The sequence below is a fragment of the Roseibium denhamense genome (assembly GCF_009711415.1).
GTDB classification, from domain to species: domain Bacteria; phylum Pseudomonadota; class Alphaproteobacteria; order Rhizobiales; family Stappiaceae; genus Roseibium; species Roseibium denhamense.
On the sequence record NZ_SMLZ01000083.1, the window covers coordinates 12,893 to 33,275 of the forward strand.

Genomic DNA, 20,383 nt, shown 5'->3' on the forward strand with positions numbered 1-20,383 from the left:
TGATGGCTTGAAGTATATCTATTTTAGTAAGCAGACGGCCCTCCGACCCCTGTTATATGACATGGGAAAACGTAAGGCATTCCAGTTATCGGGGCCGCCGGATCGTCGAGTTATGAGATTGGGGTCCGGTCGGCCCCGAACCAGTGAGCTAGCGCCCGGCACTGCCAGTTCGGGTGTTTTTCGATGTAATCGAGAGGGGCGCGTCCGCAGAGACGGACTGAGCAATTTTCTCGGCCAGCTCACGAATTTCCTCGGCTCCCAGAACGGTTTGGCTCGAAAGCTGAATGGAAAGGAGGTCTTTGGGGCGGGGCGTGAATGTGTGCATTTTTTCTTCTGATTCCGTTTTTGGCCCATGATTTTTTGCGGGCTCTTCTGAGGATCAGGTTATCGAAAAAATCGGATTTGTGGAAAATTTGAAAGGTAAGGGTTTACCGTTCGTAACCATCGCTCCAAGTGAACCGTAAAACCGGATTCAGACTTTCAAATGCCTGGTCCGGCGGACCGGTATGGCTCTTCAAGATGAGCGGCATCGGAGGCCGCGGTAAGCTCATCAAACAGTCCTGCGGCTGCTGCCGCGATTGCATATGCCGCAAACTTCTGTCTTGCGGTACGGCCGGAATAATGATCAGGCATGCTTCTAAGACCATGGTTTTTCAGGTGTTAGGAGCAGCCTTGGCGCAGATAACTTGAAGTTTGTTTGTATTGCGGAGGATCTGGTGAAACTCCGTAAACCCCTTTGCCCGACGGCTCTTGTCAAGGCGCCGGCCGGCAGGCACACTCGCGTATAAAGTGTTCCTCAATCCAAGCGAGTACCAATGCCCAACAAGCAGTCCAGGTTTTTGATCGACACGTATTTCGCTGCCTTCAACGCAGGTGACACCAAGAAAATGGAAAGCCTCGTTGCGGACGATCTGGTCCATGATGTGAACCAGGGCGAACGCCGGGTCGGCAAGGACAAGTTCTGGTCATTCAACGTCCACATGACCCGGTGTTACAAGGAACGCCTGAGCGATATCGAGTTGTTCGTGAACGAAGAGGGGACCCGTGCGTCAGCCGAGTTCGTTGTGAATGGCAGCTACATTGCAACGGATGAAGGTTTGCCAGAGGCCAAAGGCCAGACCTACAAGCTTCCTGCTGGAAGCTTCTTTGAAATTCGTGACGGCAGGATTGCCCGTATCACGACCTACTACAATCTTCAGAACTGGATCGATCAGGTCAGCGGCAAGTCAGATGCCAGCGAGCCCGTTCTGGAGGAGGCCTGATCACCGCGCCCCAAGGTGACTTTCAAAAGCCAGACTATAGGACGTTTCGTGGAAAACACTCTTAGCTGATTTGAACCACAGAGCTGATCTGAACCACAGGCAAAAAGTCAAAAGCCGCTCCGGTGCCGGGGCGGCTTTTTTTATCAGCCTTCAGGCCCCGGCTAGCAGGATGCAGAAAATAATCTCCATTGACAGCCCGGCCTAATAAAAACTATATAACTAGAAATCTAGTTATATTGATGAGGTCCGCATGGTACTGGAAGAAGCAGCTCAAGGATTTGCCGCGCTCGGGTCCGAAGCCCGGCTTCAAGTCCTGATAAGCCTGGTGAAAGCCGGGCAGAAGGGCCTGACGGTTGGCGATGTGCAAGCGCGTACCGGGATGGCTGCGTCAACCTTGGCTCATCACCTCAAATTCCTCGCGTCCGCAGGTTTGGTGATCCAGGAAAAGGACGGACGGTCCGTCATCAACCGGGCCGCCTTCCATCATCTTGAAAACCTCGCCGGTTACATCCTCAAGGAATGCTGTGCAGACGAAAAAGGCTGCGCGGTTCCGCTCGACGTTCGAAAGGCCGCCAATGACTGATACGATCCAAAGTCCCGACGCAGTCAGCTGCGGCACTCCCAAGACGTCCTGCTGCCCGCCGACGCCGTCCAAGGGGCAGGTGTTTTCGCAAAATATTCGCAAGGTTCTGCTGACCCCCTGGACTGTTGTCATTGCCGGGCCGCTGCTGGTGCTCGCGCTCGACCGGCCGGAATTTGCCGGGTTCACAACCTTTGCCATACAGGCCTTCCTCGGTACACTGCCTTACATAACATTTGCCGTGCTGCTGATTGCGTGGCTTAAAGCCGCCGGAGCGGAGGCTTATGTTGGCAGGGCATTTGAGGGGCGGGAAACACAGGCGATCTTTTTTGCTGCGATCTTCGGCGGCCTTGCGCCCTTTTGTTCTTGTGAGGTCATCCCGTTTATCGCCGGTCTGCTGGCGGTTGGAGCGCCGCTCTCTGCCATCATGGCGTTCTGGCTCTCATCCCCGCTGATTGATCCGCCGACGCTCTTGATCACGGCCGCTGCGCTTGGCTGGGAATTTGCCATCGGCAAGGCGGTTTTTGCCGTCGCGCTCGGTCTCTTTGGCGGCTTTCTGGTCTCCTTTGCAATGCGGACGGGCGTTTTTGCGCAGCCGGTTCGCGCAACGCCGGTCTCATCCGGATGCGGCTGTGGTCCGTCACCGCTCACCCAAAAGCCGGTCTGGAAATTCTGGAAAGAAAGCAGCCGGACAACGCACTTCGGCCAGGAGCTGCGGGCAAACGCCTATTTCCTGGTGAAGTGGCTGGCGCTGGCCTACGTGCTGGAAGCTGCGCTCGTCACCTATGTACCGGCGGACCTGATCGCCAAGGTCGTCGGTGGTGAAGGGGTTGGTGCAATCGCAATCTCCGCGCTTGTCGGTATGCCCGCCTATCTCAACAGCTACGTTGCGCCGCCGCTTCTCGCCGGCCTTATGGATCAGGGGATGAGTGCGGGCGCGGCAATGGCCTTCATGATTGCAGGTGCCGTAAGCTCGATTCCGGCCATGGCCGCGGTCTGGTCCCTGGTCAAGCCGCCCGTGTTTGCCACCTATCTCGGGTTGGGATTTGCCGGAGCGGTCATGTCGGGCCTGCTCTTCCAGATGATCATCTGATCCGCCACGTATCGAGGTTCTGCATGTCCATTACCGTAAATGTCACCATCCAGCCGAGCCAGGATCCCGCTCAAAAACTTCTGGTTCCAGCTGGTATCCCGACCCCGCATCAAACACCGGTCTCCTTTGAGGTGTCCGGCGGGCGGGTTGCGCTCAGTGGAGAAGTCTCCACCGGCCAGATGGCCGCGCTGATCACGCCCGACATGGGCCAGCCTGTTACCATCTCTTATTGCTATGAGGACGGAGGGGCAGGATATCCGGAGACCATGTTCACGCCGCGTCTCAACCGTTTTACCCGCGCGGCAAATGACCTTGTTGAAGATGTCCGTGGGATCGTTGACCAGGCCCAAGATGGGCACGCGGCGATCGAAGCCATTGTCAACGCGGTTGCCGGCAAGTTTCTCTATGGCCATCCGGATGTGCGGTTCAACGATGGCTGCGAGGAGATCCCGTATCTGTCCTGCGGCCTGACGGAGGGCTCCTGTGTCGATATCAACACCTATCTGATCGCCTGTCTGAGGGCGGCGGGTCTGGAGGCGGGGTACGTTTACGGCTACTTCTTTCCGGAGGAAAAGAACGGCACCTGCGAAGATGGCCACTGCTGGGTTGTTACCCGGCATAAGGGTGTGGTGCTTGAATGGGATATCGCCCACCATCTGAAGCTGGGCAGGCGCGACATCTGTTGCGGTTTGAACCCGAAACCCGGCCGCCGCGTTGCAACGGCCCATTCCATGGGTCTGACATTCCCGGCGCTGGGCATTTGCGAGACCAAGATCCTTGGTGAGCCGGCCTGGATTTCCAGCGATGGTACCCTGCTGCAAGCCGACCTTGATATCCGGTGCGCGGTTGCTGGAGAGGCGGTGGCGGCCTAGCTTTTTCACTGATCGCCACGGTGAGGGGCGAACCTTCGCCCCTTGGCCTCTCCGCAAAGGCATGGCCCCCCGCTCAAGGCATCTCACTTGCGTTTGCGCGTGAACACCATTTTCTGGTTGGCCAGTGTTTCCTTCGATCCCGTCCAGGCATAGGCGAGCAGTGCGGGTTCCAGCTTGGAGACCGTGATGCGGTGAAGATGTTCCGGCGGATTGAAGATCATCGAGCCGGGGGCATAGACACCCTGGTGGTTTTCCGAAACTGCCCCGGACAGGCAGATATAGCTTTCCGAAATACCGCGATGGGCATGCGCCGGATAGGTGCAGCCCGGGGCAAACAGGACAAGGCCGAGAATGATTTCATCCGTCAAGACCGGACCGTTCGGACCGCAAAACTCGGCATAGGCATAGGTTTTGTCGAGGCCTCTTGGAACCTTCTCATAGCCGTATTGCCAGATGAGATGATCCTGAACGCTTTCGACCGCGCGGATCAGCGGCGCCGTGCGTTCCAGGCGCCCTTCGTCCAGAGACCGCTTCAGGTGCGCGGTTACCGGTTTTTGCGCTGGAGCATCAAAACGGATTTCAGCATTCGATTTCTTGACCCGGCTGATTGCCTCGCGCACCGTTTTCTGATGGGTTCGGATCCGGTCACTGCCGCCGGACGACAGATGCCGGTAGACCTCATAGACCTCCCGCAGCAAATAGCCCCAATCCGGATAATCCGACAGGCGGCGGTGTGCGATGGTTTCTAGCTCGGCTTCCTGCTGCATTCCGTCCATGACCGTTCTCCCGAAGCGGCGTTTGATGCCTACATAATCGCAAACTAGGCAGCCTGTCTCCTTAGCCAATCGACGGGCATTGTTTTATATGCGGCATGGCGCCTCACAAAGGGTTGCGCGGTCTTTAAAGCGAAGTAATCTGACGCCCCCGAACTCAGGAATTTTTCATGTCTGTCATTGTTGTTGGGGCCGGAATATCGGGCCTTTCCACCGCATGGGCTCTGACCAAGCGCGGCGTTCCAGTTACCTTGGTTGAACAGGGGCCGATCCCCAATCCGCTGTCCGCTTCCGGCGATCAGCACCGCATTATCCGCAGGGCTTATGGTGGCCAAGGCGGATATCAACGCCGGATTGGCGATGCTTATGCCGCCTGGGACGAAATGTGGGGCGATCTCGGCGCAAAGCACTTGGCGGAAACGGGTTTCATGCTGCTGTCTCAACAGCCGGGGGATGGCGGCGAAGAGTACCGAGACGGCCTCATCGAAGGGCACTATCCGTTTGAGCAGTTGTCACCTGAAGAAACCGCGCTGAAGTTTCCGTTCGTTGATCCGGCAACGATCCGCTATGGGGTCATCAGCCGGGAAGGCGGCGTTCTTCTGTGCCAGAAAATCGCGGCAGATCTTGTGACTTGGTTGACTGCGCAAAGGGCGGTAGTAAAGGACAATACGGCCGTCACGGCGGTCGATGCAGCAGCCGGAACGGTGACGCTGGATGACGGCCGCGTGCTGTCAGCCGATCATGTCATCGTGACGGCCGGTGCCTGGACATTGGGTCTGTTTCCCGGCTTATCCGTGGACCTGACCACCTACCGCACCGCCGTTGTTTACCTGACGCCTCCCGGTGACTTGAAGCTGGCATGGGAGAACGCACCTGCGATTTTGGACCCGGGCGGACCCATTGACGGCTATGTGCTGCCGCCTGTTGCCGGAACCGGGCTGAAGTTCGGTGCGGGCATTCACAAGTACAAGGCACCGCCGGATCAGGACCGCACGGCGAAGGCTGGTGAGGGCGAGACTTTGCGGGATTACTTTGCGCCGCCATTTTGCCGCCTTGAGGAATACCGCGTCGATGATGTGGTGACCTGTGCCTACACTTTTACGCCGGATGAACACTTTTTCTGCAAGACTAAGGACAAGGCAACGGTTGTTTCGGCATGTTCCGGACACGGGTACAAATTCGGTGCCGTTGTGGGCCAGAAACTGGCAGACGGTATCCTTGACAAGACCCTCGATTCCACACGGGTTTGGCTCGAGGCCCGGGACTGAGCCAGAGACAACCTTTCAGTTTGGCGACAAAGGACGCAGGCCTTGGCAATTGCAATCAAACGCCTGACGGGCGAGGCGCTCAAGGGCGCTCTCAATGATCTGGCACAGCTCAGGATCACGGTCTTCCGGGACTGGCCGTATCTTTATGACGGATCGCTGGACTATGAGGCGGAGTACCTAGCGCGCTACGAAAAGGCGGACCACGCGATCATTGTCGGCGCGTTTGATGGCGACACGTTGATCGGGGCCGCGACCGGTGAGCCGCTGGCTGGCGAGCTGGAGGCGTTCAAGGGACCGCTCATTGACCGGGGCTTTGATCCGGATAACATTTTTTACATGGCAGAATCTGTGTTGCTCCCTGCCTATCGGGGACAGGGGCTCGGCCACAGGTTTTTCGACGAACGCGAAGCTCATGCACGGTCCCTCGGATATGGTGAGGCGATCTTTTGCGGTGTTCTCCGCCCCGAGGACCACCCGATGCGCCCGGACGGATACCAGCCCCTTGATCCTTTTTGGTTGAAGCGCGGCTACGCCAAACTGGAGGGTGTGACTGTAAGTTTCCCCTGGTGTGACGTTGGCGATAAGGTGGAAACGGAAAAGCCGATGCAAGTCTGGTACCGGCGGCTATGAACAGCCGGTCAGAAGGTGGCACGGGTGTTTTAGGAACTGGTCTGGGCGCCGGGCCGCGAAGGCTGCTGGCCTGGCTTGTCGGACTGATCTTGCCCGTGTTCTTGGTGAGCCAGGGTCTGGCTCAGCCGGCCGTGCGTATCATAACGCTGGAGGAGCCGCCGACCAATTTCCTTGAAAATGGTCAGGTGACCGGGACAACCGTCGATATGGTCCGCGCGATGGCAGAGTATCTGGGTGAACCGGTCGAGATCGAATTGCTCCCGCCGGCACAGAATACACCAAACACTTTCCTATTTGCTGCAGGTTACAATGCGGAACGCCAACGCCTCGGATATCAAGCAATCGGTCCTGTGATCACCCGCTCCCATCTGCTTTTTGCGCTTTCGGGCAACACTTACGAAATCAGCGATCTTGAAGACATTCGCAGACAAGGGCTGTCAGTGTCAGGTGTCGATGCGGACTGGCGTACGGCGTATCTCCAGGAACGTGGGATTGATGTTCAAACCACGACGGCGGAACATGTTCTAAATCTGAAAAAGCTGATGGTGGGCCGCACGGATCTCTGGATCTCCTCGGACGTGGAAGCGCCGTCGGTTCTGGAAGATGCCGGTATTGATTCCGGCAAGGTCAAACCTGTTTTCGTCATCACAACCGCACCCAGTTACATTCTGGCATCCAAAGGGACGAGTGCCGGTCAGTTGGCGCGATGGCAGGCGGCGTTCGATGCCGTCTCTCAAGATGCCAATTTGATCGGCCGACTTCAGGATAAGTGGACCAGGAAACTCGGGACCAATGTGGAGTTTGATAAGAACAAAGGGTTTTATTTTAGCGGTCCGGAAGAGGATGAAGAGTCGTAAGACTGGTCGTTGTCTATATTGAACCTCTGAAAATGAATAAAGATATTTACCAGGGATAATTATTACTAATAAATCACATTAAGAGGGTGAATACGTTTTTCTTCTAAGGTTTCGCTTGGGTTGGGGCCTCAAGTGGTGAGGCAGGGTCACCAAGTTTGGAAGGAAAGCAGAATGCCGAACATGAAACGTGCTGTTCTGATAGGCGCCAGTGCCCTTTGTTTCACAATGTCCTCAGCAGCCTATGCCGTTGAGTGCCCGCGCGGCGGCACGCTGATTGCGGGCGCGAGCGACTATCGCCCCTATCAAAAGGTTGAGGGGGATACGATTACCGGCATGGACTTTGAAGTGCTTGGGGCCGTGCTGGGAAAGATGGGATGTTCCCTTGAAGTTCAATCGCTGCCCTGGGCCCGGCACCTGAAAGGCGTTGAAGACGGCAGTGTTGATATCGCCTCACCGGTCTCAAAGACGGCCGAACGTGAGGCATTCGCGACGTTCAGTGAGCCCTACGTTGATGCTCAAGAAGTTCTGTTCGTCACGCCTGGAAGCGAAACCAGCTACCCGTCCTTGAGCGCATTTTTCGAGAGTGGTGGCAAGTTGGGTGTCATCCGGGAATACGCCTATGGCGGTGACTTTGCTTCCCTGCAGGAGAACTACCCGGATCAAATTGACGATACGGACTCACTGGAATCAAATCTGAAGAAACTGGCAGCAGGGCGTATTGACGCAACGCTGGGGGAAACATATGTGGTGTCTGAAGAAATCAAACGTCTAGGACTTTCGGACAAGGTGGTGGCTTCGGAGACGGTAATTTCCTCCGACGCGACCTATTTCATGTTCAGCAGCACCAGCGTTCCGGAAGACTTCGTTGCTGCATTCAGTGCTGAAATGCAGGCCATGAAAGAGTCTGGCGAATTTGACTCTCTGACATCAAAATACCGCTAATTTAGCGCTCGTTTTTGAGTTGATTGGGCCGGGGCTAAGCATTGGAGACAGTGTTTGCCCGGCCCGAACACGTGAAGGTAAACAGGAATGGCATTGGCAGGAGTATCGCCGCACGCCGCTGAGACCACTGATCGGCTTCGCTGGTTCGCCCAGGCAGCTGCAACTGTGTTCGCCACTTTGGCCCTTGCGGCCCAGATTGTCCTCACGCTACCGGCGCATGCCGCTGAAATGCGTCTCATTACGTCCCCGTGGCCGCCGTCCAATTTTCTAGACGATAACGGCAATCCAACAGGATTGAGCGTGGAAGTGGTGGAAGCGTTGAAGACGCGGGTCGGTGTTACGACCCCGATTGAAGTACTTCCGTGGGCGCGGGGATATCTGGCGGCGCAGTCCGACCCGAATGTCATGCTTTTTACGGCCGGACGGACGGACGAGCGCCTTGAGATGGGCTTTCAGTTCATTGCACCCATTGTGATGTGGAACCATGTTCTCCTCGGCAAGACGGGACAGCCAATCGCTGCAAAAACGCTTGATGAGGTGCGGGATCAAGGCCTGACCGTCGCAGGGGTGCGCGGATCATGGCAGATTGAACTGGTTAAAGCCGCGGGCATTGAGGTGGTCGAAACGGAAGATCAGGATACCTGCGCCAGAATGCTAATGGCAAACCGCGTGGATCTCTGGATCACGTCGCATCTTCAAGGGACTGTTGTCTTGCAGGACAATGGTTTCAAAGCAGAAGATGTTGTCCCGTGGACAACAATCCGGAAATCACCTTCTTATCTGATGGTGTCCAAAGGCACGGACCCCGAGCTCATTGACGCCTGGCGGAAGGCCTACGAAGAGCTGCTTTTGACAGACTTCTTCGATCAGGTGGCCAAAAAATGGAGCGGCACCCTGGGGATGCCGCTCGGGTTTGAACCCGGTACCGGGTTCTATGCTGTTTCGATAGTCGAGCCGGATCCAGGATCTTAACAGACTTCGTAGGATCCGGTCTTGATGTTACTGCGGCTGTTCAAGGGCCCAGCGGATCGTCACCGATGCGCTGATGGTTTCTTCACCGGCCTCGATTGGAACAGGCGCGGCGCTCGCCATCATCAGGCCTTCAGCCTTCATGCGCAGCGGGCTAGGCATGTGCGTGCCCGTTTCGGAGATGGCAAGGATGGCACCAAGACGGACACCGGCAGCTTCTGAGAAGATTGCCGCCTTGCGCTTTGCTTCTTCGACAGCCCGTTTGCGTGCCTCATCCAGTTTTTCCTGAGGATCACTGACTTCAAACCGGATGCCGTCGACCGAATTGGCGCCGCTTTCGACCACGAGTGTCAAGAGATCGCCGAGGGACGCCAGATCCCGCACATTGACCTCAACACCGTTGCGAACTTCATAGCCAATGATGTTCGGTTGGCGGTTGCTGTTGTCGGTAATGCGCTCATAGCGGGGATAGATGGCAAAGCCGCGGGTTTGAATGTCCTTCGCCTCAACGCCTTTTCCCTTAATCGCCTCAATCACGGCACCGATGTCACGGGTGTTCGCAGCAAGAGCGTCCGTTGCCGTTTTGCCGGTGGTGACAACATTGGTGGTGATCACGGCCATGTCGGGTGCGACAGAAACGGTTCCACGGCCGTCCATGGTGATGACTGCATTCACGGGCGCCACCTTCTCATCTGCCAAGACCGTATGCGAGGGCAGTACGGACACAATGATCAACGCTGCCGCTCCAACGGCCGCGGCAGACTGGCGCAATGTTTTGAAAGATGAATAGGGCAGCAATGCGTTCATGATAACAATCCTCGCTAATGCGTTAGATCCAAAAATGATTTTCGAAGGTTTGACCGGTGATTGCGGCGGGGTCATGACCCGCTCATTCACCCGCCGTTCAGTTTCACAATGGCGTCTTCACGGGCGTTTCGGGCACTACATCCCCCGTCTCGGACAACAAGACGGCCACCGGGCGCGTGCTTTCGAACCGCGCGCATACAATCACGATCATCACGGTAAGCGGAACGCACAAGACCATGCCGACGACACCCCAGATCGCCCCCCAAAACGCAAGAGACAGCATGATCACAAGTCCGGAAAGGTTGAGATTTGCACCCATCAGTTTGGGCTCGATCAGGTTGCCAATGGCGAATTGAATGACGCCGAGCCCGGCGGCAATGGCGATGAAAGGCGGCAGGCTGTCGTAATAGACAAGTGCCAAAAGGCTTGGGAAAATCACGCCGATCAGGGAGCCGATTGTCGGAATGTAATTGAGCAGAAAGGCGATGAAACCGAACAAGGTGGCGTAGGGAAGGCCAATCAGGATCAGGAGGAGGCTTGTCAACACGCCCGTTGCAACGGACACCGCCGTCTTGATCGTAAAGTAATGCATGATCGACCGGTTGATGGCCGCGCGGATGGCAAAGGCGCTTCGGGCTTGGTCCGGTGTTCTGAAAAGGCGCTCAAACTTGCGGTCGAAGGTTGACTGTTCAAGGAGCAGGAACAGCACATAGATAAAGACCAGACTGGCTGATCCGGCCAGTGTCGTCACCAGGCCCGCACCGGCGGTGACCATGCGCGGCACCACGGACTCCGGCATCAGGTCCTTGAGCTCCAGAGTGTCCTCCAGATCGAATATCTGCGCGGCCTGCGCAAAGAGCTCTTCCAGCCGTCTCTGATAGGTCGGGGCGTCCTGGGCAAGTTGCGCCAGATTGGCCGCGACAATATCAAGAACCAGGGTGCTGACCGCAAAAATAGTCATCAAGGCAAGGGGAAAGGCAATGTACCCGGGCAAACGCCAGCCACCGGCGCCAACACGCTCAAAGACATGGGACAAAGCGTTGATCATGTACCAGACGATCAGCGCGATCACGAAGGGCAGCAAAAGGGCCCGGCCGATCACAAGCAGCCAGCCGATCAGGCAGACCAGAAAAACGCTGCAGGTGATGGTCACAAGCGGTGAGCGCATGAAGGCTCCTGGGCAAATGCAAGGGGCAGGTGAGGCCGGACGTCGTCTGATCTATAGCCTGCTGCATATGGCCAAATCCAGCGCGATCTGTGCAGCTTCCGTCCGTAGATATGAGCGAAAGGTGCGGGCGATCTGAAATGCACCGCTCAAAAAAACCAAGGCATTTTTAAACCAAATCCGGCTAAACCCGAGAAACACCGACCCCGGAGACTTGCGGCATGGACCTGAAACACATGAACGGAACCCCCAACCCGGCGCCCGATCCGTTCTCTGAAATCACCCGTTTCTGGGAAGCAGGTCAGGCAGCCCCTTTGCATGGAGGTGAGGAGCGCGCTGAAACAAAAAGCGGGCCCGGGTGGCAAGACGCCCTCGCACGGCTTCAGAAGCAGTTTCCGGACCATCGCCCGTCCTTGATCGCCGCTGCGGTGTTTTCAGTCTATGCCGCGCGGGTCAGTGAAAACCGCCAGACCGCCTTTGCGGTTTATTCCGGGAGGGCACAGGACGCGCAGTCCCATGGCACGGTATTCGAGTTTGGCCTGGCGGCTGACGCGACCTTTGCCGGTGTGATGGAAGATTTCGCGGGCGGCGCGTTTTCAACCGAAGAGCCAGGATCTGCCGGAAGCGCCATACCGGATCGCAGCACTGTCCCGCTGGCCGTGACCACAGGTGCCCGTCCGCAGGATGCGGTGTCTGCAGACATTCATTTGCACATTGAGGCCGATGGCAGTCTGATCTGGGGGCATCCGGCGGCGGTCGGCCAGGCCGCTTTTTCGCAAATATGTGAGCGGATGGCCGCACTCGCTGCCGGCATTGCGGAAGATCCGGAAAGGCTTCTGGTTCATCAACCCATCATGTCTGCAGCTGAACGCACATGCGTTGTTCAAACCTGGAACGCGACGGATCGCGCTTACGGCTATGACGGCGGTCTGGTTGCGATGATGGAGCGGGCGGCAGCTGCGAGCCCAGACCACCCGGCCTTGATCTTCAAGGAGCACACCTTGAGCTTCGCCGAGTTCAATGCCCGGGTAAACCGTCTCGCCCGCTTACTGCGCGGCAAGGGTGTTGGCCCGGACACATTCGTCGCTCTGTTCATGGACCGGAGCCTTGAAATGGTGATCGGCCTCTGGGCCGTCCTCAAGGCGGGCGGGGCCTATGTTCCGCTGAATACGGAAGACCCGGCAGCCCGCTTGAGCGAAATCCTTGACGATTGCAAGCCGGTTGCGGTTTTGACACAGGCCCATCTGCAGGAAAAGATCGGCCCGGACGTGTCCAATGTGATTGTCCTGCCTGAAGGCGGTGATCCTGACCCGGACGCCGAGGCCTCCAATCCCGGTCTGGAGATCAAGCCGCAAGATCTTGCCTACATGATCTACACTTCCGGTTCGACCGGAAAGCCGAAGGGGGTCATCGTTGAACATGAGGCGATCCACAACCGGGTCGTCTGGATGCACGAGGAATACGGCCTTGAGCCACAAGACCGTGTTCTGCAGAAAACGCCCTATACGTTTGACGTGTCGGTGTGGGAGTTCCTGTGGCCCTTTGTCGTTGGCTCAACGCTTGTGGTCGCCATTCCCGGCGGGCATATGTCGATCCGGTACCTTCAGCGTGTTATCAAGGAGGCGGGCGTCACGCATCTCCACTTCGTCCCTTCGATGCTGCGGCTTTTCCTTCTGGCCCCGTCCTTAAGCACCCTTCCCATCAAGAAGCTGTTCTGCTCCGGCGAGGCGCTCGGGTTCGATCTGGTTCAGGGATTTTATGAAAAGGCGAATGATGCGGCGGAGGTTCACAACCTTTATGGGCCAACGGAGGCGGCCGTGGATGTCAGCTATTATGCGTGCCCGCGCAAGGCATCGGACCGGACAATTCCAATCGGAAAGCCGGTCTCCAACACCGGTCTATATGTTCTGGACGAACATGATCAGCCCGTGCCGGTCGGCGTTCCGGGTGAACTTCATATTGGCGGTGTCCAACTGGCGCGGGGCTATTGGAAGCGGGATGACCTGACGCGCCAGCGGTTTGTTCCGTGCCCACTGGCGGATGCCCCGCACCGGCGTCTGTACCGGACCGGTGACCTTGCCTATTTCCGGCCCGATGGGCAGATCATCTATCTTGGCCGCAATGATTTCCAGGTGAAGATCAGCGGCGTGCGCATCGAGCTTGGCGAGATCGAGGCCGCCGTGAGAAGCGCCGATGGCGTCAGGGATGTGGTTGTTGTTGCTGAAGAAAATGACGGAATGAAATCGCTTGTCGCCTATGTGGTCTCCAGCGACAGGGGCGAGGAAGCGGCCAACAGGATAAAGACGGCGGTCATGAGGACATGCCCGCCGTTTTATGTTCCCCAAGACGTTCGGTTTCTTGCCGAGATGCCGCTGACGGTCTCCGGGAAAATCAACCGCAAGGCGCTCAAGGACCAGGCGCGGCTCTGACAGGGCCCATGATACCAGATCTCTTGAAGGCACGGTTTTCAAGACGCACAGAGCTTTCCCAAGCCAATTGACGCTTCCGGCTGCAAAGCTCTTGCCCTCAGAAACCGCCGTGGTATAGGGAGTTTCAGACAGATCGGCAGATCCCGCATTTGCCGTATTTGTCCAAGGGCCTGTAGCTCAACTGGTTAGAGCCGTCCGCTCATAACGGATTGGTTGGGGGTTCGAGTCCCTCCGGGCCCACCACATTCTCTTTTTTCCTCCGATGTAGCTCGCCACGCAAAACTGGAATTTTTGACACCACGATCTGGAATTTTAAGTTTTTTGCGTGGTTTCAGGCGCGCTGGGCGGCAAAAGTCGCTTCTCACCACCCGTTTTCAAGCTTCAGGGCCGATGCGACCGCGCTTTTTGAACAGCGCTTGAAGACCCTTCAAACCCCGTTAAATCGCCATTTATAGCGCCATGTGCGCTGCTTTCAGCACCTTCCACGCATGCGCTGCAGCCAGGCTGACCACTCCGTTACCGGCTGCATCGGATCGGTCCACCCGATCGGCCACCCCATGATCCAGTCCGAGAAGTTCGGGTTGAAGGTCAGCATGCCCGTCGAGGATCTCGGACCAGACGCCAACTTCAAATGGAGCGGGCGCGAACAGGGGAAGTTCACCTCGCCCGCTGGAGCTGCATTCCAGCTCCGGATCAATAGCCACATCTGTGTCCAAAGCCGTGCCGCTTTGCCGAGGGCAATCTGCGCGCCCTTCTGCGTCGGGTCGTTCCTGAACCTCATGCCCTTTTGAGAAAGCTCCAGCTCGATTCGGTTGCAGTAGAGGGATTTTGTCGGCGTGGGCCAATATGAAGAGCCGTCGCCGTAGGTGGGTCGCGCCAACTTCGAGCGCTGAAAACATGCCTGCTTTGACCGAGTAGCCCAGGCCACGAAGATCTTCGAAGACCTGGGCGGCTCCCAGGGTGAGGTGTCCTTCGACATTTTCGAAGAAGCACCACTCCGGATCGACTTCTTCAACAATGCGCCGGATGTGCGGCCACAGGTGGCGGGGATCGTCTTCGCCTTTTCGCTTTCCGGCAAAGGAGAATGGCTGGCAGGGATATCCGCCAGTGACGAGATGAACCTTTCCACGCCACGATCTACCGTCGAAGGAGGTAACATCGTCCCACAGAGGCGCTGGATCCAGGGCCTTGTCTTCCATCCGCGCCACGAGGGTGCTTGCAGCGAAGGCTTCCCGCTCGACGTAACAAACAGTTCTATATCCGGGTTCTGCGATATGGAGGCCGAGCTCCAAACCTCCAACGCCTGCGCAGAGCGCAAGTCCGTTGACTGCATGTCGGGTAAGAGGGCGGTCATGTTCGGGATGAAGAGCCACACGTTGATCTCCGCGGTGGACGCTCATGCCGATCGATGTTGGGCCGATCAGTGACGGGGCGTTCCTGTACGGGCTCCGATGGCCTCAGATGATTGAGTGTGCCGCATCGGCGGCACTTGATCTGGATATCGTTGGAGATAGCGCCTTGTCCAGCCTTGAATAAAAGTGCGTTGTGTTGATTTTCACCGAGAACTGACCCGGTGAGGCCCGATTTTTTCACTGAGAACTGACCCATGTTTAAACCCACCCCTGAGTGATTTCGGCGGGGGAATACGGAGTGATAGACATGGCGTTGTTGAGCGTTATCAGACGCTGGCATTTTCGTGATCAGCTTTCGATCCGGGAGATCTCCCGGCGCACCGGATTGTCCCGGAACACAGTGCGCAAGTATTTGCGGGATGATACGGTTGAACCCGTGTTCAAGGTTCCCGAGAGGCCCAGCAAACTTGATGCCTTTGCCGACAAGCTGTCGGCCTGGTTGCGAGCAGAGTCGACCAAATCGCGCAAGCAGAAACGGACGATCAAGCAGTTGCACGCCGATCTGGTGAGCCTGGGCTATGATGGCTCCTATGGCCGGGTGGCCGCCTTCGCGCGAGACTGGAAAGCTGACCGGCAGCGCGAGCAGCAGACCAGCGGCCGCGGAACCTTCGTGCCGCTGGCGTTCGAGCCCGGTGAAGCCTTCCAGTTCGACTGGTCCGAAGACTGGGCGATCATCGGTGGCGAGCGGACCAAGTTGCAGGTCGCCCACTTCAAACTCAGTTACAGCCGGGCCTTCATCGTCCGTGCCTATCTCCTGCAAACCCACGAGATGCTGTTCGACGCCCACAACCATGCCTTCCGGGTTCTGGGCGGCGTTCCCCGACGCGGGATCTATGACAACATGAAGACCGCTGTCGACAAGGTCGGGCGCGGCAAAGACCGCCAGGTCAATGCTCGCTTCTCGGCCCTGGTCAGTCATTATCTCTTCGAAGCCGAGTTCTGTAATCCGGCTTCCGGATGGGAGAAGGGGCAGGTCGAGAAGAATGTACGGGATGCCCGGCACAGACTGTGGCAGCCGATGCCGCGCGTGGCCAGCCTCGAGGAATTGAACGACTGGCTGGAAAACCGCTGCAAAGATCTCTGGCAGACCATCCCACATGGAACGCAACCAGAGACGATCGCAGATATCTGGGCCGAAGAAGTCTCCAAGCTTATGCAGGTCGGCCGTCTCTACGACGGCTTTGTCGAGTATGCCAAGCGGGTCTCGCCAACCTGCCTGGTTCACTTTGAGCGCAACCGCTACAGCGTGCCGGCATCGTTTGCCAACCGCCCTGTCAGCTTGCGGGTCTATCCGGACAGGATCGCCGTGATCGCGGAAGGCTTGAGCGTCTGCGAGCATCAGAGGATCATCAACCGGTCTCATGACCGGCCCGGCAGAACGGTTTATGACTGGCGGCATTATCTGGCCGTCATCCAACGCAAACCAGGTGCGCTTCGTAATGGTGCCCCCTTCGCCGAACTGCCGGAAGCCTTCACGTCATTACAACGGCATCTGCTCAAGAAGCCTGGCGGGGACAGGGAAATGGCCGAGATCCTCGCTCTCGTGCTTCATCATGACGAGCGGACTGTCCTGACGGCAGTCGAGACGGCATTGGACGCAGGCGTTCCGACAAAGACGCATGTCCTCAACCTTCTGCACCGGCTGACGGACGGAAAGCCGGTGACCCCTCCGGTCATCCGGGCGCCACAGGCCCTGTCTCTCAGCCAGGAACCGAAGGCCAAAGTCGAACGCTATGACGCCCTGCGCAAACTGAAGGAGGCCCGCCATGCGTCATGATCCAGCCAGCGCCGCCGTCGTCATCATGCTCAAGAGCCTCAAAATGCACGGCATGGCTCAAGCTGTCGGCGACCTCACCGAACAGGGTTCTCCCGCCTTCGAGGCTGCCATTCCGATCCTGTCCCAATTGCTCAAGGCAGAGACGGCGGAGCGGGAGGTCAGATCGGTGGCCTATCAGCTCAAGGCCGCACGCTTTCCAGCTTACAGGGACCTGAACGGATTCGACTTTGCCAGCAGCGAAGTCAACGAGGCGCTCGTGCGCCAGCTTCACCGCTGCGAGTTCATCGAGCAGGCTCACAATGCCGTCTTCCTCGGGGGGCCCGGAACCGGGAAGACGCATCTTGCGACCGCCCTCGGCATCCAGGCCATCGAACATCACCGCAAACGTGTCCGCTTCTTCTCCACCGTTGAACTCGTCAATGCACTGGAACAGGAGAAAGCCCAAGGCAAGGCGGGCCAGATCGCCAACCGGCTCGTCCATTCCGATCTCGTGATCCTCGACGAGTTGGGATACCTGCCGTTCAGCGCGTCCGGCGGTGCTCTGCTCTTCCATCTTCTGAGCAAGCTCTACGAGCGCACCAGCGTCATCATCACCACCAATCTGAGCTTCTCGGAATGGGCATCAGTCTTTGGGGACGCCAAGATGACCACCGCACTGCTCGACCGGCTCACCCACCACTGCCATATCCTTGAAACCGGAAACGAAAGCTTCCGCTTCAAAAACAGCACCGCAATTCAGGCCGACAACGAAGGGAGGAAACCAAAATCTTGACCACGGCGTAACCGCCGCTCCATACACAAAAGGCGGGTCAATTCTCCGATTTTACGCCTGCTTGTCATAACCTTGAGTATTTCCAACAGCAGGCAGCGGCTTTTCAAGAAAAGGTCAAACTCAGGCAAGCGGCAAAAAGAACCGTCACGCGTTTGTCCCGCGCACTCGCAGATCTGGCTGAGGCTACTGAGGGCGCTTATCAGCTCTATGTCGACCAAGCTATATTTATCATCGAAAGACATGACGAGGACATCGAGGCCGCCGCCGCGGATTTGACTGTTCTTTATGAGGACGCGCTATCGGCTTTCCAATTGGAAAATAAAGCAAAAATGTCATGCGCGGGTGACATTGATGTCAGCCCTTTATCTATTACAACCCATCCCGACTCTTTAGAAAGTAATGAAAAGCGGACTTGCTCTATCGAGCAAGGCCATAATGGTTTTCCTGACAACGCCTACGGCGTTGAGTTGGCTCTAGAGAAAGAGCCTTGCGGCGGGCGCTCTGATAAACAACGGCGAAACCCGCAAGCGGGGAGGGGAGTTGAAGCCAGAAAACTAGAAACCAACCTCGATGGCGTATCCATTGGGCTCATTCAATCCGCTTGCACCCAGGTTCAAACAGACACGGACATAGCGTTTGGTAACTGGTCGGAACTTTGCAGTGCTGCAGATCAATTACGCATTTTGATCGGCCTAAGTCATGCCGGTTATCAAGATGCTGTCGAACGCCAGGGAAAATATCTTGCTGCAGCTTGTCTAGTTGTGGTCGCTGAAAAAGCGTTGCGCGATCCCGAGCAGATTACGTCCCCAGGGGGCTATTTCCGTGCCATGATTGATAGGGCAGGGGAAGGGAAACTCCATTTGCACAAGTCCCTGCATGGTCTAGCCGCAAAATGATTTCAGGAATAGGGTCGTGATGGCTAGCCGTCACATGCCATCTTGATGGCAGAGTAGCGTCTTGCTATATTTGGATCGAAGGAGATCTCTCGTGGCTGAACCTCAACTTTCCGTACGCAGTGCAAAAGCGCGGGACCTGGCACATCGTCTTGCTCGCCGGGAACACCGTTCGATCGCAGACATCGTTGAGCGGGCTCTCGAAGCATATGAAGTTCGGGAGGCTGGCAAGGAACCAGCTGCGGACTTTTACGCTCGTCTTTCAGGAAACTTTGGCACCGATATCGATCTTGAGGAAGTGATCCGCGGAAGCCGCAAGGTTCATTTAGGGCCAGAGCTTTGATTTTCGTGGACACCAATGTGATCTCGGAAACGCTGAAAAAAGCGCCTGATCCCGGAGTGGTCGCGTGGTTGGTGAGGCACGACGCGGAGCTGGCGTTGTCAACGGTGGTCATCGCTGAGATAGCGTTCGGCATACAGAAAATCCGTCCTGACCAGCGTGCTGATCGTCTGGAACAAGGCCTTTTTGATTGGCGGCGCAGATTTGCCGACCGGATATTCGGCCTCACCGAAATGGCGGCATTAGCATACGGAGATATCATGGGTGAAGCCGCTCGAAAGGGCCGCGGAATGTCGGCACCAGACGGGATGATTGCTGCAATCGCCCATATTAACGGTGGCCGGCTAGCCACCCGCAATTTGAACGACTTCCAAACAACAGGCCTCAAACTCTTGTCACCTTGGGACTTCTAATCCTGCCGTGTCACAGCATCATGGCGTAACTCCGCCGCTGGGTGTGTGCACTGCATCCATTGTGCCATTGCTAGAAGGCGGTGATTGAGGATTTGTTGAGCCAAACGATTTGAAACGGGTGGAATAAAATGACTGCGGAGAGCGGCCCAATTCAATGGGGGATCAATTTTGACGGTTTGGCCTGTTGCATCGCCGCTGCAGACCAGCTTTGACGAATATCTGCAACAATATTCGGCAGTTGGCTTGAAGTGAATTCTCCTTAAAGTTGTGTAAATGTGGTGACGACAGACCTATTAACCATGGTGCTCCTTTAATTTTCTGAGGCGGCTGCTGTCGCAGATCTGCAATGATGAAAGGTTAACGAAAGCTTAACGGTTTGTTTCTGGGGGCTTCGTGATCACAATGGAAAATCAGGCGTCGTGGGACGGTGTCGTGTCCGCAACAGTTCAGCCCGCTGGCTCTCCTCAGCGTCTGATCCTGACACAAGCTCCTGGTGGGCAAAATGCTCTGGTTCTTGATGTACTTTCAATTGAAAGCATTGATATCAGCGGCCTCCCCACGGCCGGCGCTTTTTTCCATCGAGCCGAAACAGATTTGATTCTTACCTTTTCTAACGGAGGGCAGGTTTTCTTGACCGGTTTCTTTGGTGAGGGTGAAGAGACCGGCAAGGCATTGATCGGCGCTGGGTGGCAGCTGACCGACTTTCAACTGGCCGCAGCTATCGAAGATGACACCAACGCTTTCCAGCTTGCCGAAGGGGCCGAACAGGTACTGCCAAACGAGAACAGTATCATCATGGCATTCGACACAGAAACGGGGGCATTCACGACCACCAATGTCGAACGTTTGCAGCTTTCCGATCGCCAAGAGATAGGAGCTTCCGACCTCGATGTTTCAAACCGGGAAACGATCACTCGGACCGAGGCAGAATCGGCTTTCGAGACTATAGGAAACACTGCTCCGGAAGCGGACGATGTGCTTGCGGTAGCAGGCGAAAACTCGGCTACGATTTCACTCAATGCCGCCTATTCCGACGCGGACACATCCAACAGCCATGTTTTTTTAATAGACACGTCCGGCACGCTCGGCCAGGTGACCAACAATGGTGATGGAACATTCTCCTACGATC

At 56.8% G+C, this 20,383-nt stretch carries 22 protein-coding genes and 1 tRNA gene; 17 read left to right on the top strand and 6 right to left on the bottom strand.

Features of this window, described 5'->3' with window-relative positions:
* Positions 1-148: 148 nt before the first annotated feature.
* Positions 149-325: a hypothetical protein gene (locus E1180_RS02065; protein ID WP_155189427.1), complete on the bottom strand. Its 177-nt coding sequence runs from the start codon at positions 323-325 to the stop codon at positions 149-151.
* Positions 326-815: 490 nt separating this feature from the next.
* On the opposite strand from E1180_RS02065, the gene E1180_RS02070 reads away from it, so the two are divergent.
* The 4 genes from E1180_RS02070 to E1180_RS02085 all read left to right on the top strand — a co-directional run bounded on the left by E1180_RS02070 (position 816) and on the right by E1180_RS02085 (position 3,807).
* On the top strand, positions 816-1,262 hold the full coding sequence (locus E1180_RS02070; RefSeq protein ID WP_155189428.1) for a ketosteroid isomerase-related protein: 447 nt from the start codon (positions 816-818) through the stop codon (positions 1,260-1,262).
* A 250-nt stretch (positions 1,263-1,512) separates the two neighbouring features.
* Positions 1,513-1,845 carry an ArsR/SmtB family transcription factor gene (locus E1180_RS02075; RefSeq protein WP_155189429.1) on the top strand — a complete coding sequence of 111 codons (333 nt, stop codon included), beginning with the start codon at positions 1,513-1,515 and terminating at the stop codon, positions 1,843-1,845.
* The gene (locus E1180_RS02080) at positions 1,838-2,935 is read left to right on the top strand and encodes a permease (protein ID WP_196220502.1); all 1,098 of its coding nucleotides are present in this window, start codon (positions 1,838-1,840) and stop codon (positions 2,933-2,935) included. The genes E1180_RS02075 and E1180_RS02080 overlap by 8 nt, the downstream gene beginning before the upstream one ends.
* A gap of 23 nt (positions 2,936-2,958) precedes the next feature.
* Positions 2,959-3,807 carry a transglutaminase-like domain-containing protein gene (locus tag E1180_RS02085; protein WP_155189430.1) on the top strand — a complete coding sequence of 283 codons (849 nt, stop codon included), beginning with the start codon at positions 2,959-2,961 and terminating at the stop codon, positions 3,805-3,807.
* 83 nt (positions 3,808-3,890) lie between these two features.
* Here E1180_RS02085 and E1180_RS02090 read toward each other — a convergent pair whose 3' ends face one another.
* Positions 3,891-4,583 carry a dimethylsulfonioproprionate lyase family protein gene (locus tag E1180_RS02090; protein WP_208996850.1) on the bottom strand — a complete coding sequence of 231 codons (693 nt, stop codon included), beginning with the start codon at positions 4,581-4,583 and terminating at the stop codon, positions 3,891-3,893.
* Positions 4,584-4,750: 167 nt separating this feature from the next.
* Between E1180_RS02090 and E1180_RS02095 the strand changes: the two genes are divergently transcribed.
* The 5 genes from E1180_RS02095 (at position 4,751) to E1180_RS02115 (ending at position 9,249) form a co-directional block, all read left to right on the top strand.
* Positions 4,751-5,848, top strand: a complete 1,098-nt coding sequence (locus E1180_RS02095) for an NAD(P)/FAD-dependent oxidoreductase (RefSeq protein WP_155189431.1) — start codon at positions 4,751-4,753, stop codon at positions 5,846-5,848.
* Positions 5,849-5,890: 42 nt separating this feature from the next.
* The gene (locus E1180_RS02100) at positions 5,891-6,478 is read left to right on the top strand and encodes a GNAT family N-acetyltransferase (RefSeq protein WP_155189432.1); all 588 of its coding nucleotides are present in this window, start codon (positions 5,891-5,893) and stop codon (positions 6,476-6,478) included.
* Positions 6,475-7,335, top strand: coding sequence for a substrate-binding periplasmic protein (locus E1180_RS02105; RefSeq protein ID WP_155189433.1), 861 nt, complete (start codon positions 6,475-6,477; stop codon positions 7,333-7,335). Before E1180_RS02100 ends, E1180_RS02105 begins: the two co-directional genes overlap by 4 nt.
* Before the next feature lie 171 nt (positions 7,336-7,506).
* Complete coding sequence (locus tag E1180_RS02110) at positions 7,507-8,277, top strand: substrate-binding periplasmic protein (RefSeq protein WP_208996852.1); 771 nt, start codon at positions 7,507-7,509, stop codon at positions 8,275-8,277.
* A gap of 87 nt (positions 8,278-8,364) precedes the next feature.
* Positions 8,365-9,249, top strand: a complete 885-nt coding sequence (locus E1180_RS02115) for a substrate-binding periplasmic protein (protein WP_155189434.1) — start codon at positions 8,365-8,367, stop codon at positions 9,247-9,249.
* 27 nt (positions 9,250-9,276) lie between these two features.
* Here the strand turns inward: E1180_RS02115 and E1180_RS02120 are convergent, their stop codons facing one another.
* Positions 9,277-10,053: an SIMPL domain-containing protein gene (locus E1180_RS02120; protein WP_155189435.1), complete on the bottom strand. Its 777-nt coding sequence runs from the start codon at positions 10,051-10,053 to the stop codon at positions 9,277-9,279.
* A 103-nt stretch (positions 10,054-10,156) separates the two neighbouring features.
* Positions 10,157-11,221, bottom strand: coding sequence for an AI-2E family transporter (locus tag E1180_RS02125; RefSeq protein WP_155189436.1), 1,065 nt, complete (start codon positions 11,219-11,221; stop codon positions 10,157-10,159).
* 218 nt (positions 11,222-11,439) lie between these two features.
* Here E1180_RS02125 and E1180_RS02130 point away from each other — a divergent pair, with 218 nt between their 5' ends.
* Positions 11,440-13,647, top strand: a complete 2,208-nt coding sequence (locus E1180_RS02130) for a non-ribosomal peptide synthetase (RefSeq protein WP_155189437.1) — start codon at positions 11,440-11,442, stop codon at positions 13,645-13,647.
* Between the two features lie 166 nt (positions 13,648-13,813).
* Positions 13,814-13,890: transfer RNA gene (locus tag E1180_RS02135), tRNA-Ile, on the top strand.
* Between the two features lie 206 nt (positions 13,891-14,096).
* Here E1180_RS02135 and E1180_RS02140 read toward each other — a convergent pair.
* Both E1180_RS02140 and E1180_RS22730 read right to left on the bottom strand, forming a co-directional pair.
* Positions 14,097-15,020: a DNA cytosine methyltransferase gene (locus E1180_RS02140; protein WP_283404385.1), complete on the bottom strand. Its 924-nt coding sequence runs from the start codon at positions 15,018-15,020 to the stop codon at positions 14,097-14,099.
* Entirely contained in the window at positions 14,998-15,339 is a 342-nt protein-coding gene (locus E1180_RS22730) for a Com family DNA-binding transcriptional regulator (RefSeq protein ID WP_155189439.1), read from the bottom strand. The genes E1180_RS02140 and E1180_RS22730 overlap by 23 nt, the downstream gene beginning before the upstream one ends.
* On the opposite strand from E1180_RS22730, the gene istA reads away from it, so the two are divergent.
* From istA to E1180_RS02175, 6 genes are all read left to right on the top strand, one after another.
* Positions 15,307-16,836 (top strand): IS21 family transposase, encoded by a 1,530-nt coding sequence (gene istA / locus E1180_RS02150; protein ID WP_155189440.1) that lies wholly within the window; start codon positions 15,307-15,309, stop codon positions 16,834-16,836. The genes E1180_RS22730 and istA overlap by 33 nt on opposite strands.
* Complete coding sequence (istB, locus tag E1180_RS02155; RefSeq protein ID WP_155189441.1) at positions 16,826-17,608, top strand: IS21-like element helper ATPase IstB; 783 nt, start codon at positions 16,826-16,828, stop codon at positions 17,606-17,608. The genes istA and istB overlap by 11 nt, the downstream gene beginning before the upstream one ends.
* Positions 17,609-17,760: 152 nt before the next feature.
* On the top strand, positions 17,761-18,504 hold the full coding sequence (gene repC, locus E1180_RS02160; RefSeq protein WP_208996854.1) for a replication initiation protein RepC: 744 nt from the start codon (positions 17,761-17,763) through the stop codon (positions 18,502-18,504).
* A gap of 91 nt (positions 18,505-18,595) precedes the next feature.
* Positions 18,596-18,844, top strand: a complete 249-nt coding sequence (locus tag E1180_RS02165; RefSeq protein WP_283404383.1) for a type II toxin-antitoxin system VapB family antitoxin — start codon at positions 18,596-18,598, stop codon at positions 18,842-18,844.
* A complete protein-coding gene (locus tag E1180_RS02170; RefSeq protein WP_155189442.1) occupies positions 18,841-19,254 on the top strand; it encodes a type II toxin-antitoxin system VapC family toxin in 414 nt (137 codons plus the stop codon). Before E1180_RS02165 ends, E1180_RS02170 begins: the two co-directional genes overlap by 4 nt.
* 402 nt (positions 19,255-19,656) lie before the next feature.
* A partial coding sequence (locus tag E1180_RS02175; protein ID WP_196220504.1) for a hypothetical protein occupies positions 19,657-20,383 on the top strand: 727 nt, incomplete at its 3' end.